The 13,273-nt window shown below is 36.6% G+C and carries 15 protein-coding genes; 6 read left to right on the top strand and 9 right to left on the bottom strand.

All coding sequences use genetic code 11. From position 1 onward, the window contains the following. The first annotated feature begins 50 nt into the window (after positions 1-50). The 4 genes from EV200_RS00395 (at position 51) to EV200_RS00410 (ending at position 3,604) form a co-directional block, all read left to right on the top strand. Positions 51-1,199 carry a hypothetical protein gene (locus EV200_RS00395; protein WP_132528859.1) on the top strand — a complete coding sequence of 383 codons (1,149 nt, stop codon included), beginning with the start codon at positions 51-53 and terminating at the stop codon, positions 1,197-1,199. Between the two features lie 191 nt (positions 1,200-1,390). Beyond that, on the top strand, positions 1,391-1,960 hold the full coding sequence (locus EV200_RS00400) for an RNA polymerase sigma factor (RefSeq protein ID WP_025146912.1): 570 nt from the start codon (positions 1,391-1,393) through the stop codon (positions 1,958-1,960). After that, positions 1,941-2,696: a hypothetical protein gene (locus tag EV200_RS00405; RefSeq protein WP_132528860.1), complete on the top strand. Its 756-nt coding sequence runs from the start codon at positions 1,941-1,943 to the stop codon at positions 2,694-2,696. Before EV200_RS00400 ends, EV200_RS00405 begins: the two co-directional genes overlap by 20 nt. Before the next feature lie 95 nt (positions 2,697-2,791). Next, positions 2,792-3,604, top strand: a complete 813-nt coding sequence (locus EV200_RS00410; protein WP_132528861.1) for an outer membrane beta-barrel protein — start codon at positions 2,792-2,794, stop codon at positions 3,602-3,604. Positions 3,605-3,665: 61 nt separating this feature from the next. On the opposite strand, the gene EV200_RS00415 is transcribed toward EV200_RS00410, so the two are convergent. Both EV200_RS00415 and EV200_RS00420 read right to left on the bottom strand, forming a co-directional pair. Beyond that, positions 3,666-4,085, bottom strand: coding sequence for a PIN domain-containing protein (locus EV200_RS00415; protein ID WP_208864484.1), 420 nt, complete (start codon positions 4,083-4,085; stop codon positions 3,666-3,668). Further along, the gene (locus EV200_RS00420; RefSeq protein ID WP_029284015.1) at positions 4,072-4,350 is read right to left on the bottom strand and encodes a DUF6364 family protein; all 279 of its coding nucleotides are present in this window, start codon (positions 4,348-4,350) and stop codon (positions 4,072-4,074) included. The genes EV200_RS00415 and EV200_RS00420 overlap by 14 nt, the downstream gene beginning before the upstream one ends. 68 nt (positions 4,351-4,418) lie before the next feature. On the opposite strand from EV200_RS00420, the gene EV200_RS00425 reads away from it, so the two are divergent. Next, positions 4,419-5,471 (top strand): ABC transporter ATP-binding protein, encoded by a 1,053-nt coding sequence (locus EV200_RS00425; RefSeq protein WP_229676874.1) that lies wholly within the window; start codon positions 4,419-4,421, stop codon positions 5,469-5,471. Positions 5,472-5,478: 7 nt separating this feature from the next. Here EV200_RS00425 and EV200_RS00430 read toward each other — a convergent pair whose 3' ends face one another. Continuing rightward, positions 5,479-5,889: a hypothetical protein gene (locus tag EV200_RS00430; protein ID WP_132528862.1), complete on the bottom strand. Its 411-nt coding sequence runs from the start codon at positions 5,887-5,889 to the stop codon at positions 5,479-5,481. 136 nt (positions 5,890-6,025) lie between these two features. Between EV200_RS00430 and EV200_RS00435 the strand changes: the two genes are divergently transcribed. Next, positions 6,026-6,586 carry a DUF4230 domain-containing protein gene (locus tag EV200_RS00435; protein WP_132528863.1) on the top strand — a complete coding sequence of 187 codons (561 nt, stop codon included), beginning with the start codon at positions 6,026-6,028 and terminating at the stop codon, positions 6,584-6,586. Between the two features lie 43 nt (positions 6,587-6,629). Here the strand turns inward: EV200_RS00435 and EV200_RS00440 are convergent, their stop codons facing one another. The 6 genes from EV200_RS00440 to leuD all read right to left on the bottom strand — a co-directional run bounded on the left by EV200_RS00440 (position 6,630) and on the right by leuD (position 13,247). Further along, positions 6,630-6,977 (bottom strand): cupin domain-containing protein, encoded by a 348-nt coding sequence (locus EV200_RS00440; protein ID WP_132528864.1) that lies wholly within the window; start codon positions 6,975-6,977, stop codon positions 6,630-6,632. A gap of 109 nt (positions 6,978-7,086) precedes the next feature. Next, on the bottom strand, positions 7,087-8,337 hold the full coding sequence (ilvA, locus tag EV200_RS00445; protein ID WP_132528865.1) for a threonine ammonia-lyase IlvA: 1,251 nt from the start codon (positions 8,335-8,337) through the stop codon (positions 7,087-7,089). Between the two features lie 382 nt (positions 8,338-8,719). Beyond that, entirely contained in the window at positions 8,720-9,880 is a 1,161-nt protein-coding gene (locus tag EV200_RS00450; protein ID WP_132528866.1) for a 2-isopropylmalate synthase, read from the bottom strand. Positions 9,881-9,890: 10 nt separating this feature from the next. Next, positions 9,891-10,982, bottom strand: a complete 1,092-nt coding sequence (leuB, locus tag EV200_RS00455) for a 3-isopropylmalate dehydrogenase (RefSeq protein ID WP_132528867.1) — start codon at positions 10,980-10,982, stop codon at positions 9,891-9,893. Between the two features lie 34 nt (positions 10,983-11,016). Further along, positions 11,017-12,510 (bottom strand): ATP-binding cassette domain-containing protein, encoded by a 1,494-nt coding sequence (locus EV200_RS00460; RefSeq protein ID WP_132528868.1) that lies wholly within the window; start codon positions 12,508-12,510, stop codon positions 11,017-11,019. Positions 12,511-12,665: 155 nt separating this feature from the next. Then, positions 12,666-13,247 carry a 3-isopropylmalate dehydratase small subunit gene (gene leuD, locus EV200_RS00465; protein ID WP_132528869.1) on the bottom strand — a complete coding sequence of 194 codons (582 nt, stop codon included), beginning with the start codon at positions 13,245-13,247 and terminating at the stop codon, positions 12,666-12,668. Between the last annotated feature and the right edge of the window lie 26 nt (positions 13,248-13,273).

Genomic DNA, 13,273 nt, shown 5'->3' on the forward strand with positions numbered 1-13,273 from the left:
CTTCAGCATTACAAAAACTATCCTAAATTTGAGCGATAAAATCCAAGCACATGTTTACAAATACAGGTTTGAAAAGGGCCTTACTCTTCCTAACTTTTTCATTTACATCCTATTTCGCATCAGCACAGTTTAATCAATCGGCTATTGAAAACAGAATCCGTCCTGATAGCAGTTTAACAAACGAGGTTCACTTTAACTTTTATAATTTTAATTACGTTCGGAACTACGAATACACCAACGATTTTCATGATGGTTACACCCTCTACGGGACGCAGTTACAACCGCAGATTGTTTATTATGCACATCCTAATTTAGCCATCACGGCAGGGGCATTTATTAGAAAAGATTTTGGACGTAATGGCGTAACAGATGCAAAGCCTTTATTCAGCCTGAAATATCATAAAAGAAATTTAACCTTGGTTTTTGGAAGTTTAGAAGGAGGAATTCAGCATAAATATATAGAGCCACTTTACGATTTCGAAAGGACAATCACTACGCCAATTGAATATGGAACACAGTTATTGGTAGAGAGAAAGAAATTTAGTTTAGATGCCTGGATTGCCTGGCAGAAAATGATTTACACCGGAGAAGCTGCAAAGGAAGAAATTATTGGTGGTTTATCTACCGAAACTTTTTTACTGAAAACCGATGATTGGAAATTGAGTATCCCAGCTCAGTTTTTAGCTTTTCACCAGGGCGGACAAATAGATGTGTTAAAGGAAATTCCTATTAGTACCGTATTTAACGGTGCAACAGGTTTAAAGCTGCATAAAGATATCAATACGAATATCAAGCAAGTTTATACGGATAATTATATTGCAGTGTATAAGGATTTCTCACCTACTAAAAGAAGAGCTTATGAAGGTGGTTTCGGATTGTGGTTAAATGCTGGTGTAGAGAGTAAATGGGGTAGCTTAGTAGCATCTTATTGGAAAGGAAATAACTTTATTTCAATTAAGGGTATGCCTTTATATGAATCCGTTTCCAGTAACTTATATACCAACGGTTTAAAGCAAAGCGGAAGAAATATCGTTTCGTTACGTTATGCCTATCAAAAAGAATTAATTCCACATCTATATCTCGATGTTCGTTTTGAACCACACATTGATTTGGATCATACTGATAAACAGTTGCAGTTTAATCACTCATTCTTCTTAACCTACAAGCAGGATTTTAAATTGTTTAAGGTGAAGAAATAAGCTTAAAAATATTCTACTTCCAAACCTCATATGTTTTAAAACCTATGAGGTTTATTGTTTTTATGAAAAAAATAAGGTATATCTTTCTGATAATCAGCTTCAATTATTTTAATTTTAACTTTATTTAACTTTTTTTATTTCCCTATGCAACCAATGTGTGTCATCTATCATCTACTCTATACAAACACACAATGAAATTGACGCGAAGCTATACGATAAACGATTTGATGGAAGGCTGCAAAGCTGGCGACCGGAAGATGCAGGAGCTGCTTTATAAGCAAACAGCATCGAAAATGTTAGCCGTTTGTATGCGCTACGCCAAAGATAGAATGGAAGCTGAGGATGTATTGCAGATGGGGTACATTAAAATTTTCCAGAAGATTAAGGAGTACAGAGGCGATGGTTCTTTCGAAGGCTGGATTAGAAGGGTAATGGTAAATACCGCGATTGAAAGTTATCGTAAAAATTTACGTAGCCTTAATGTGGTAGAGATTGATGAAGCTTATGAACAACCCTCAACCGGATTTGATTTTGGTACGCTCGGCATGCAGGATTTAATGAAAGTAATACAAAAATTAGCAGATGGCTACCGAATGGTTTTCAATATGTACGTGATTGAAGGGTATTCACATAAAGAAATTGGCGAAACGCTTGGCATCTCAGAGGGAGCCAGTAAATCTCAGTTATCGAGAGCCAGAGCAATATTAAAAGAAGAAATTATAAAAATGGAGGGATTTGGTTATGCAACCTATACAGGATAAGGATTTTGATCAGTTATTTAAAAATGCTTTCGAAGATGCCGAAATTACTCCATCCCGTAATTTATGGAGTAGCATTGAAAGTGAAATAGAACCTAAGAAAAAGAGAATAGTTCCGCTTTACTGGTTATCTGCAGCCGCAGTTTTATTAATCGCTACAGTTGGACTTTTGGTTTATCAACAACAAGAAGTTAAGCCTAATCAGTTTGCAAATCATGTTGAACCTCAAAAAGCAAAGCCAATTATAGAAACATCACCAGTAAATGACTCTTCAAAAACGATAACAACACCAGTTAGAAAGGTAGATCAAGTTTTACCTTCTACAACACAACATGTTGAGGCAATAGCAAAAACGGCAGTAAAAGAAAAGGTTCGTTCGTTGGGAAGCCAAAAACAAGTTACTGCGCCAGAAATGCAAAAGCAGGAAATTATGATTGCTAAGGTTGAAGAACCTAAAAAAGACATTAAAGCTAAAATTGATGAGGCGATTTTAAAATCCAAAGATGAAACTGTTCTAGCATCTAATGCCAATACAATTTCAATTGATGAAGTAGTGGGTGAGTCAGATCATTCCGAAAACAAAGGTATCCGTAACGTTGGCGATGTGGTTAACCTCATTATGGATAAGGTTGATAAAAGAAAAGATAAATTGATTCAGTTCAGAACTGATGATGATGATTCTTCTATTTCATCTGTAAATATCGGACCATTCAGAATAGGAAAAAAAAGCAGAAAATAGGATTGGATTAAAGGATCATAAGATTTGAATGCTTAAACCATTCTCTTATTTGATAATTAACTTATTCAACATTGATAAAATAACACACACAAAATATGAAAAATCTAATTTTTACAACACTTTTGGTAAGCGGGCTTGCCGGTGTTATGGCTCCAGGTGCATTTGCACAACAAGATACGGTAGTTAAAGATACTGTAATCAAAAAGAAGAATAAATATATGGTAAGAATCGGAGGAGGTACATTGATTTCGAAGATGGAAGATTCTACAAAAACAGTTAAAAAAGGTCGTTTTGTTGGCGGTATAACTTTTACCAGAGTAGATTTAGGTTTTTCCAGATTAATTGATAATGGTAGCTTCAACTTATCACCTACCAACGAATTTTTAGATTATAAAGGTGGAAAAACAAGTACGTTCTCTTTCGATGTTTTACAATTTGGTTATCGTTTCAATTCGAACTTTAAAGTTTATGTAGCTGGTGGTTTTGATTGGACTTTAATTCGCTTAAGGGATAACATCACCATTCAGAAAAACCAACCTACTTTAGCATACGTAAATGAAAATATTGCTTTTTCAAAAAATCGCTTTTCAAGTAGCTATGTTCACATTCCTTTAAACTTTGAATTGCGTACCAAAGAAAATGATAAAGGTAAAAGATTCTATTTTATTCTAGGTCCAGAGGTAAGTTTCTTGTTGAATGGGAAAATAAAACAGATTAGCGATGAACGTGGAAAAGAAAAACAATATGATAATTACCATTTCCAGTCAGTACGTTACGGCGGAACGTTTAGGTTAGGTTATGGTGGTTTTGGTTTATTTACCAAATACTATTTCAACGATATGTTCAATACAGCTGCACAAGCAGGTTTGAAAAATATGAGTTTTGGCGTAACCTTCGGACTTAATTAAAATACACAACACACAAATAAGTTAAATCCTGTTTCGGTTAGGCGGAACAGGATTTTTTGTTTTATAGTGTTTCTAGGAACATGGTCGGAGTGAGCACACTAAGCTTACTTTTTTTGTAATCTTTAATGTTTCGGGTAATAATGGCATTAATTGAGCCATTAGCATCTGCAGCAAAATTTTGCATTGCATCTTCAAAATCAGAAAATTCAGAATCAATAGCTTTTAAAATTATAGCTTTATCAACTTTAATAACATCTAAAAAGTTAAGAAGAACTTTTATACCCTGCAATATTGATTTAGGTTTATGTTCCTTTCTTAGTAAATAATATATATTGGCAATGGCTATTCCAGTGACAAATCCATTTAATTTCCCTGTTTCACACAAGGCTAAAATTTTTGAAGAATTTTCAGAGAAAGGTTGTCGATCTAAAAAATAATCGAGAATAATATCAGAGTCAATTAGTATGTTATTTATTTTCATTATCAAGATATCTTTGATATTTTTCGTCTCTGATTTTATTCAATTCTTCTTTGTAATCAAAATCTAAAGGCATTTTGAATGCACCTTTAAATGATTTTAATATAGGAGAAAGTTCATCCTGAATGGGTTCGATTTCTTCTCTTTTAGTTACAGCTTTAAGGTAATTTTCTACCACCGCAGATAAACTCCGACCTTGCTCTTCTGCATAAGCTTTTGCCCGTTTTATAACAGACTCATCTATTGTTAATGTTAACTTGGTATTCATAATTTTCTAGTTATTGATATAAAGATACATTGATATATTTGCACGTGCAAATTTTAATATAAGTGCACGTGTCATATTCTTTCTCTTTAAGCTTTAGTCTTTCTGCTTTAAGTTTTATCTTTACCTCTGTGAGCGATACCATCATCAGTGTAAGAAATTTAACCAAACAATATCAGGCAGATCAGGCCGGTGGAATTAAAAACATCAGTTTCGATATCGATAGGGGCGATGTTGTAGCCATTATTGGCGAAAGCGGAAGCGGCAAGTCAACTTTGTTAAAATCAATTTATGGCTTATTAAAAACTGATCAGGGCGAAATCCTTTTTAATAATGAACGTGTTAAAGGGCCAGATGAACAACTCATTCCCGGGCACAAGCAAATGAAAATGGTTACCCAGGATTTTTCTTTGAATATCTATGCGAAGGTTTATGATAATATTGCCTCACAATTATCAAACACTGATCTAAAAACCAAGTCCGAAAAAACGCTGTCTATTATGGAACACCTTCGGATTCTTCCATTGCAAAACAAGAAAATTATTGAGCTCAGTGGGGGCGAGCAACAACGCGTAGCCATTGCTAAAGCTATGGTTGCCGATACTAAAGTGCTGTTGTTGGATGAACCTTTTAGTCAGGTTGATGCTTTATTGAAGAATCAGCTGCGAGCCGATATTAAACGTGTTGCAGCTGAAACCGGTGTTACCGTCATCCTCGTTTCTCATGATCCGGCTGATGGTTTATTCCTCGCCGATCAACTGTTAATTGTACGCGATGGTGAACTTTTGCAAACAGGTAAGCCATCAGAAATTTATCAACAACCTAAACACATTTATACAGCACAGATTTTAGGCAATGCAGTGGTGCTATCTCGTGGAGATGCAGAAAAAATCGGAATAAAAACATTTGCCGCTTCAGTGGTATTTTATCCGGAATGGGCAGAAATTTCTAGCAATTGGAGTAGTAGACGTTTTGAAGTTAAAGACGTTTATTACAAGGGCTTCTACGATGAATTATTGTTGGAACGAAACGGAGTAGCTGTGAGGGCTATACAGCTTAATAGGGGTGAATATAAAAAAAACGACCATGTTCAATTGAACATTAGTCGTTTTTTAGAGTTTTAGATATTAATTATAGGTCGTTACCAACCAAAACGATTTTAATTCTTACAGTCGATGTTGGTTTTCTAGGTTGTGTAGCTTGGTAATCTGAGCTTTGTACATCAATTGCAACACCTCCTTGGTATACCTCGTAACTAAAAGCATCAGTGTTGTAAACAAAAGGAAGAGCAATATAGCTTGCTCCATTATTATAGGAGATGTAGACTAGAGTACCTTCATTATCAATATGAAATTGATCAATTTCTGGTACAGAAATTTCTGATGTAAAAGTATTTCTATCGTTACTAAGTACCCAAGCACTCGTTGGAACATCTCTAACTACTGTTAAAATTGAATTGTTGTTTTGAACAATAGTGTCTTTCTTGCACGATGCCAAACCTAGCGTGGCAATGCAAAGCATTAGGATAGTAAGTTTTTTCATGTTGATTAGTGTTTATTTGTGTGTGTTGATTGTCTTAATACAAAACAACTGCCAAAAATTCTGAATCACACAATGTGGATTAATAATTGTTTATCTGATATCACACAATAACGAAATTTAAATTAATTCCTGCATCATGAGAATATTTTTTAGGGTTTTACCATGGTTGATTCTGCTGGTAGCCGGCTATTTTTTTATCTCCAAAAAGTTTAGCATCAGTACTTCAGTTGAAAGTAAACATCAGCTTCTGGTAGAAAAAATAGAGGCTATAGGCAAGCTGGAGCTGGTTCGCTATCAAATTAGCGATGTACTGGAGCATAAAAACAAAACAGATTTTTTGCCTGAAGCCAGTGTTTTACTCATTGTAAAAGCAGAAGCTGTAGGCTGTATTGATCTCACAAAAGTTACAAGAGATCATATCCAGGTCAATGCGGATACCGCTGTAGTAAATTTACCACAGCCAGAGATTTGTTATGTAAAAATTGACCACAAAAGCTCAAGGGTTTACGATACTAAAATGGCATATTTCAGAGAAGCCAAACTGGTAGATGAGGCCTATAAAGCGGCTGAACAAAAGATAACTTCTGAAGTCAAAAAATCAGATATTTTAGCACAGACCAAAACTAATGCAGCCAGTGTTCTAAAACCAATCATTGAAGGTTTGGGTTATAAAAATGTACGTTTGACTTTTGAATAATTTAGTGTCAAGATTTAAGTAGCAATTATCGAGATAAGCCAAATTATAAAAAGTCCTCACGGTGTGGATTAAAAATATCAATTAATAACCCTGCTTCCAAACATACCACGCCATGGTAAACCAACGTTGGGGCAAAGAAAACATCGCCTTCGTTCAGGATTTTTATATCATCACCCATAGTTACTTCAAAACTTCCTTTTGCCACGTAACTTAATTGTAAATGCGGATGATTGTGAATTGTACCAATTGCGCCTTTCTCAAAACTGACCTTTACCAACATCAGGTTATCATCAAAAGGCATCACTTTGCGTTTAACGCCTTCGCCTAATTCTTGCCAATCTAATTTGTTGTCTGTAATTAAGGTTCTATTAGTTAAATCTTTAAAGTTCATTCTATTTATTGTTTGCATCACCCTAAATTCATTTTAGGGTCTATTGGCGAAATTGTATTAGATTTCTCTCTGTGTTCTTTGCGAAAAACTCAGCGTCCTTTGAAGTTATTTACACCAAATATTCAAACAAGGTTTGATCCTGGTTCAATTCAATAATCTCAAATTTAAAATCCTTCATGCGTTGCACTAAACTGGCATAATCATCTTTATTGGTAAGCTCAATACCAACTAAGGCAGGCCCATTTTCCTTATTGGTTTTCTTGATAAATTCAAAACGAGTAATATCATCATGCGGACCTAAAACCTCATTTACAAATAACTTTAACGCACCTGGTCGCTGTGGGAAACGGACAATGAAATAATGTTTCAGACCTTCAAAAAGTAAAGATTTCTCTTTAATTTCCTGCATACGCTCAATGTCGTTATTGCCACCGCTAATTACACAAACAACGTTTTTGCCTACAATTTGATCTTTTACCTGCTCTAATGCCGCAACAGACAATGCACCAGCAGGTTCTACAACAATAGCATCCTCATTATAAAGCTTTAAAATGGTGGTACAAATTTGTCCTTCAGGAATTAAATAAGTAGAGCTGAGCAGTTCCTTACAATATTGATAAGTGATCCAACCCATTCTCTTTACTGCTGCACCATCAACAAAACGTTCGATGTTTTCAACAGTTACTGGTCCGCCATTTTTTAAAGCTTCGCTTAATGATGGAGCGCCCATTGGTTCAACACCGAAAATTTTTACAGCAGGCTTTACCGTTTGCAGATAAGCAATCACTCCGGAAGCTAAACCACCACCACCAACCGGAACAATTATGGCATCTAATTCCGGTAAATCCTCAAAAATTTCCATCGCAACCGTAGCCTGTCCTTCAATCACTTTATCATCATCAAAGGGAGGGATAAATGTCGAGGCTTTTTCCTCAGAATAAACCAGGGCTTCTTTTAAACAATCATCAAACGTATCACCAACTAAAATAATTTCAATATTATCGCCACCAAACATATTAACCTGCTTAATCTTCTGCTTTGGCGTAATCTCAGGCATAAATATGACACCATTAATTCCTAACTTCTTGCATGAATAGGCTACGCCCTGTGCATGATTACCAGCACTGGCACAAACCACACCATTCGTTAGGGCCTCTCGCGGTAATGAACTGATTTTATTATACGCACCACGCAACTTGTAAGAACGCACAATTTGCAAATCTTCCCTTTTCAAATAGATATTTGCGTTGTAATGAGCAGAAAGTCCGGCGTTAAATTCCAAAGGTGTACGCTTTACCACACCTTTAAGTCGCTGCGTGGCAGAATTGAAATCCAAAGTATTTGGCGTTGTTATGTTCATATTTTAAACCTAAACCCTTAAAGGGGGTTATTTAATATCAGGTAAGTAATTTGCGAATTTATTTCGCTTTATATTGTTTTGAAAAGCTAGTTCAGTGCTTTTCGGTTATGGCAGTCCTGCTATTCGTTTCAATCTTTTTTTAAAATTCTGTCATGCTGAGCTACGAAGCATCTGTTTCATCGGTTGCAGATGCTTCGTGCCTCAGCATGACAGCATATTCAGGGTTGCTGCCAAGCAAAAAGTATTTTCACTACTATCAGGTTTAGGAAACTCGGGGAAGTGCTTCGATGTTAAAAACTACCCCAAGCCCCTCCTTGAAAATAAGGAGTGGAGTTCCCCTCATAGTTCTATACTTTATGCCAAACTTCAGCATTAGTTTTCCTTAAGCTAAATGTAAAGCAACCAATTGGTTTAAATCCTGGTCATTAATGCCTTGTTTGCCATCTGCTAAAACCAAAAACTGTTTGTAAACAATATCCAAATTGTCTTTTTCCAATCTATGGCCTAAGCGGTCCAAATGGTGTTTCAATGCATGGCGACCGCTTCTGGCCGTTAATACAATTGTAGCGTCTGGGAAACCCACATCTTCTGGTTTAATGATCTCATAGTTCTCGCGATTTTTTAAGAAACCATCCTGATGGATCCCAGAACTGTGTGAGAATGCATTTCCACCAACAATTGCTTTGTTGGGTTGAACTGGCATATTCATCTGGTTTCTAATCATGTGGCTCATTTCGTAAAAACGAGTGGCATCAATTTGTGTGTGTAATCCCAAAATTTTATGCGTTTTTAAAATCATCACCACTTCTTCCATCGAAGTATTTCCGGCACGTTCGCCGATGCCGTTAATGGTACATTCCACCTGGCGAGCACCATTTTGCAAACCTGCTATGGAATTAGCGGTAGCCAAGCCTAAATCATTATGGCAGTGAACCGATATGATGGCCTGATCAATATTCTTTACGTTCTCTTTTAAATAAAGAATTTTCGAACCGTATTGATCTGGAAGGCAATAGCCATTGGTATCCGGAATATTAACCACTGTTGCACCTGCTGCAATTACAGCCTCAACCATTTTGGCTAAAAATTCTATATCGGCACGGCCGGCATCTTCAGCATAAAATTCTACATCCTCCACAAATTTTTTCGAATATTTTACGGCTTCTACGGCACGTTCTAAAATTTCTTCGCGGGTGCTGTTAAATTTATGTTTGATATGGAAATCAGAAGAACCAATTCCGGTATGAATCCGTGGTCTTTTTGCATAGCGTAAAGCATCAGCAGCTACATCAATATCGTTTTTGTTTGCACGGGTTAAAGCACAAATAATAGGATTGGTTACCGCTTTAGATAATTCAATTACGCTGTTAAAATCTCCCGGGCTGGATACCGGAAAACCTGCTTCAATTACATCTACACCTAATCGCTCAAGAGATTTTGCGATTTCTACTTTTTGATTTGTATCTAACTGGCAGCCTGGAACCTGCTCCCCATCACGTAAGGTGGTGTCGAAAATATAAACTTTATTTGGGTCGTGAATCATGATCTTGAGTTTAGGATTGATTAATTTTTTGAGATAAGAATTTTAATACCAATTTGCCCATTTCGGCAGTGCCTAAAACTTTAAATCGATTAGTACTTTGGTCGGCAATGTCATGTGTTCTGAAACCCTCTTTCAAAACTTCATCAATGGTGTCAACCAATAATTTTGCTTCTTCTTTAAGTCCGAAGCCAATTTCGAGCATTAATGCCGCCGATAGGATAGAGGCCAAAGGATTGGCTAAATCTTTACCGGCAATATCGTGTGCCGAACCGTGGATGGGTTCGAAGAAACCTGTGCTTTCGCCAACAGATGCGGAGGCTAACATGCCCATTGAACCAGCAATTTGAGACGCTTCATCAGTTAAAATATCGCCAAATAAATTTGCGGTTAAAACCACATCAAATTTCTTCGGGTTTTTTATCAATTGCATCGCTGCATTATCAATAAACATATGTTCCGTTTCCACATCAGGATATTGTTTTGCAATCTCTTGAACGGTTTCACGCCACAAACGAGAACTTTCTAAAACATTCGCTTTATCTACCGAACATAATCTTTTGTTGCGTTGCTGCGCTGCCTGATAGGCTTTGTGTGCAATACGTTCTATTTCGTATCGGTGGTAAATCATTAAATCGGAAGCCGTATTTCTGTCTTCTGAACGGGTTTTTTCACCGAAATAAACATCGCCCGTTAACTCGCGGAAAAATAAAATGTCTGTACCTCTTAAAATTTCTGGTTTAATGCTTGATGCCTGAAGAAGTTCATCAAATAGTAATATCGGACGGAGATTTGCAAATAAACCAAGTTCTTTACGGATTTTAAGCAAGCCTTGTTCCGGGCGTACTTTTAAGCTTGGATCGTTGTCATATTTGGCATGGCCGATAGCACCAAAGAGAATGGCATCACTTTTTCTTGCTTTTTCCAAAGTTTCGTCAGGAAGCGGGTCTCCTGTAACTTCAATCGCCGCATGTCCCATTAAAGCTTCGTCGAACAGAAATTCATGTCCGAAAATTTCTGCAATTTTCTCTAATGCTGCTTTTCCCCAAGTGGTTACTTCCGGGCCAATACCATCTCCAGGTATTACTAAAATGTTCTTCTTCATTGTATGATATATTGTCATCATTGCAAGGTGCTTTCTATACGAGATTGCTTTGTTCCTCGAAATGACGGGTTTTGGTATTTAAACTTTCGACGACTTTCACTTCGCCTTTTTCTAATAATATTCTTTTTCCCAGGCAGGTTGGTAGCTGCGATTCAAAATGGCCAACGTAAATTAAGGTCATTCCGTTACTACACAACTCATCAATCAGTTGGTTAAAATGCTGTGTTTGCTGTTGGTCTAAGCCCTGGCAGGGTTCATCCAGAATTAATAATTCAGGGTTTTTGATAATGGTTCTCGCCAATAAAACCAGTCGCTGTTTTCCCAGCGGAAGGGTGCTTAACAACTCATCTTTGCTTGCCGTTAAACCAAAATATGCTACAAGCTCATTCACCTGTTCGCTTTTTGAATAGGGCAGTTGCTGAAATAAACCTACGGTATCATAAAATCCTGAAGCGATGCTTTGCCAAACGGTTGCATTAGGATCGAAATACCAATGAAACTCTGGAGAGATTAAGCCGATGTGCTGTTTAATATCCCAGATGCTTTCGCCACTACCACGTCTGTTACCAAATAGATAAAGTTCGTTGGCGTAAGATTGCGGGTGATCACCATTTACAAGACTTAATAAGGTTGATTTGCCTGAACCATTGTGTCCCTGTAATAACCATTTCTCGCCAGCTTTAACTTCCCAATTGATGTTTTTCAAAACCTGTTTCTCACCATAGCTGATATTTACATCAACCATTTTAACAATTTGCTGAGAAGAATAAACCGGAGATTCTTTTAAAAAATCAGGGATTTCTCTAAAATGTTTTTCAGCAGTTGATGGAGTTATTTCATTAGATTCAACTTCAATTAAATGGCCATTTTTGATTTCAGCAAAGCGATTGATGGAAGCAGGTAATTCTGAATCGTTACTGATTAAAATCAATTTAACGCCTTCAGCAGAAACTTTATCCAGTAAAATGTTTAAATTTTTTCGGGATGCCGCATCTAATCCTGTATATGGCTGATCGATGATTAGCAATTGGGGTTTTAACCAAAGGGCTTTAACCAATTGCAGTTTTTTATGTTCGCCGCTAGATAATTCTATTAATTGTGAACTGGCGAACGAAGAAAAATTTAAGGATTCTAAAATAGGTTCAACCTGATCGAAATGAAGTCCTTTTTCTTTGCCATAACTCACCAATTCTGCATGAACGGTTAACGTATCTTTTGCCTGCTGACTGGTATAGCGTTGCTGATAATAGAAGTTTGCAACACCCTCTAAGTTTTTAAACTGATACCAGCTTTCTACAAATAAAACTTCCGCAGGTAAATTACTATTATTGTTAAAATTGATTTTTATTGCACCATCAGCTTGTTGCAAGCCTGCTATTATTTTTGCTAAAGAGGTTTTACCACTGCCACTTTCACCAAACAAAATATAATTATCGCCCTTATTGATCGTCCAATTCAGATCCCTTAACACCGATTTTTGCTGGTGTTTTAGGTTTAAATTCTGAATACTGACGAAACTTTCTTTCATGTTTTTTTAAATGATTATACCGATTTTTATGTGTGGTCGTCATTGCGAGGTACGAAGCAATCTAAATGCGATGGGTTGAAGAACCTAGCGATATTTGTAGGATTGCTTCGTGCCTCGCAATGACGAATGTAACTTTAGCCTTTAAGCCTCAATTTTTACCTTTTCTCAAATTCTTCAATCAGGCTCTTTTGGTTCAGGATGAAATCTATATCATCATAACCGTTAATTAAGCACGATTTTTTGTAAGGATTGATCTCGAAAGATTCCTGTGCACCAGTTTCAATAATGGTTACCGTTTGGTTTTCTAAATCAACTTCTAATGGTGACTTAGCATTATGATCAACAGCTTTAAAAATCTGAGCTAAAAATTCCTCGCTTACCTGAATGGGCAATAAGCCATTATTTAGCGCATTTCCTTTAAAAATATCAGCAAAGAAACTACTGATCACGGCATCAAAACCAGCATCCTGAATGGCCCAGGCGGCATGCTCACGGCTACTTCCGCAACCAAAGTTTTTACCGGCAACCAAAATTTTACCGTTATAGGTTGGGTCGTTTAAAACGAAATCAGCTTTTGGTTGGTTATCGTTTTCGTAACGCCAATCGCGGAACAAGTTTTCACCGAAACCTTCACGGGTAGTCGCTTTTAAAAACCTCGCCGGAATAATCTGGTCGGTATCAATGTTTTCTATGTTTAAAGGCACCACTGCCGATGTTAATTTTGTGAATTTTTTCATTGTAATAGTATCAAGTTACGAGTATC

The organism is Pedobacter psychrotolerans, from assembly GCF_004340665.1.
GTDB lineage: Bacteria > Bacteroidota > Bacteroidia > Sphingobacteriales > Sphingobacteriaceae > Pedobacter > Pedobacter psychrotolerans.

What these genes read in the sequence shown, in the direction of transcription:
- EV200_RS00395 (WP_132528859.1), top strand. Translation starts at nt 51, where the DNA reads ATGTTTACAAATACAGGTTTGAAAAGGGCCTTACTCTTCCTAACTTTT.
- EV200_RS00400 (WP_025146912.1), top strand. Translation starts at nt 1,391, where the DNA reads ATGAAATTGACGCGAAGCTATACGATAAACGATTTGATGGAAGGCTGC.
- EV200_RS00405 (WP_132528860.1), top strand. Translation starts at nt 1,941, where the DNA reads ATGCAACCTATACAGGATAAGGATTTTGATCAGTTATTTAAAAATGCT.
- EV200_RS00410 (WP_132528861.1), top strand. Translation starts at nt 2,792, where the DNA reads ATGAAAAATCTAATTTTTACAACACTTTTGGTAAGCGGGCTTGCCGGT.
- EV200_RS00415 (WP_208864484.1), bottom strand. Translation starts at nt 4,085, where the DNA reads ATGAAAATAAATAACATACTAATTGACTCTGATATTATTCTCGATTAT.
- EV200_RS00420 (WP_029284015.1), bottom strand. Translation starts at nt 4,350, where the DNA reads ATGAATACCAAGTTAACATTAACAATAGATGAGTCTGTTATAAAACGG.
- EV200_RS00430 (WP_132528862.1), bottom strand. Translation starts at nt 5,889, where the DNA reads ATGAAAAAACTTACTATCCTAATGCTTTGCATTGCCACGCTAGGTTTG.
- EV200_RS00435 (WP_132528863.1), top strand. Translation starts at nt 6,026, where the DNA reads ATGAGAATATTTTTTAGGGTTTTACCATGGTTGATTCTGCTGGTAGCC.
- EV200_RS00440 (WP_132528864.1), bottom strand. Translation starts at nt 6,977, where the DNA reads ATGAACTTTAAAGATTTAACTAATAGAACCTTAATTACAGACAACAAA.
- ilvA (WP_132528865.1), bottom strand. Translation starts at nt 8,337, where the DNA reads ATGAACATAACAACGCCAAATACTTTGGATTTCAATTCTGCCACGCAG.
- EV200_RS00450 (WP_132528866.1), bottom strand. Translation starts at nt 9,880, where the DNA reads ATGATTCACGACCCAAATAAAGTTTATATTTTCGACACCACCTTACGT.
- leuB (WP_132528867.1), bottom strand. Translation starts at nt 10,982, where the DNA reads ATGAAGAAGAACATTTTAGTAATACCTGGAGATGGTATTGGCCCGGAA.
- EV200_RS00460 (WP_132528868.1), bottom strand. Translation starts at nt 12,510, where the DNA reads ATGAAAGAAAGTTTCGTCAGTATTCAGAATTTAAACCTAAAACACCAG.
- leuD (WP_132528869.1), bottom strand. Translation starts at nt 13,247, where the DNA reads ATGAAAAAATTCACAAAATTAACATCGGCAGTGGTGCCTTTAAACATA.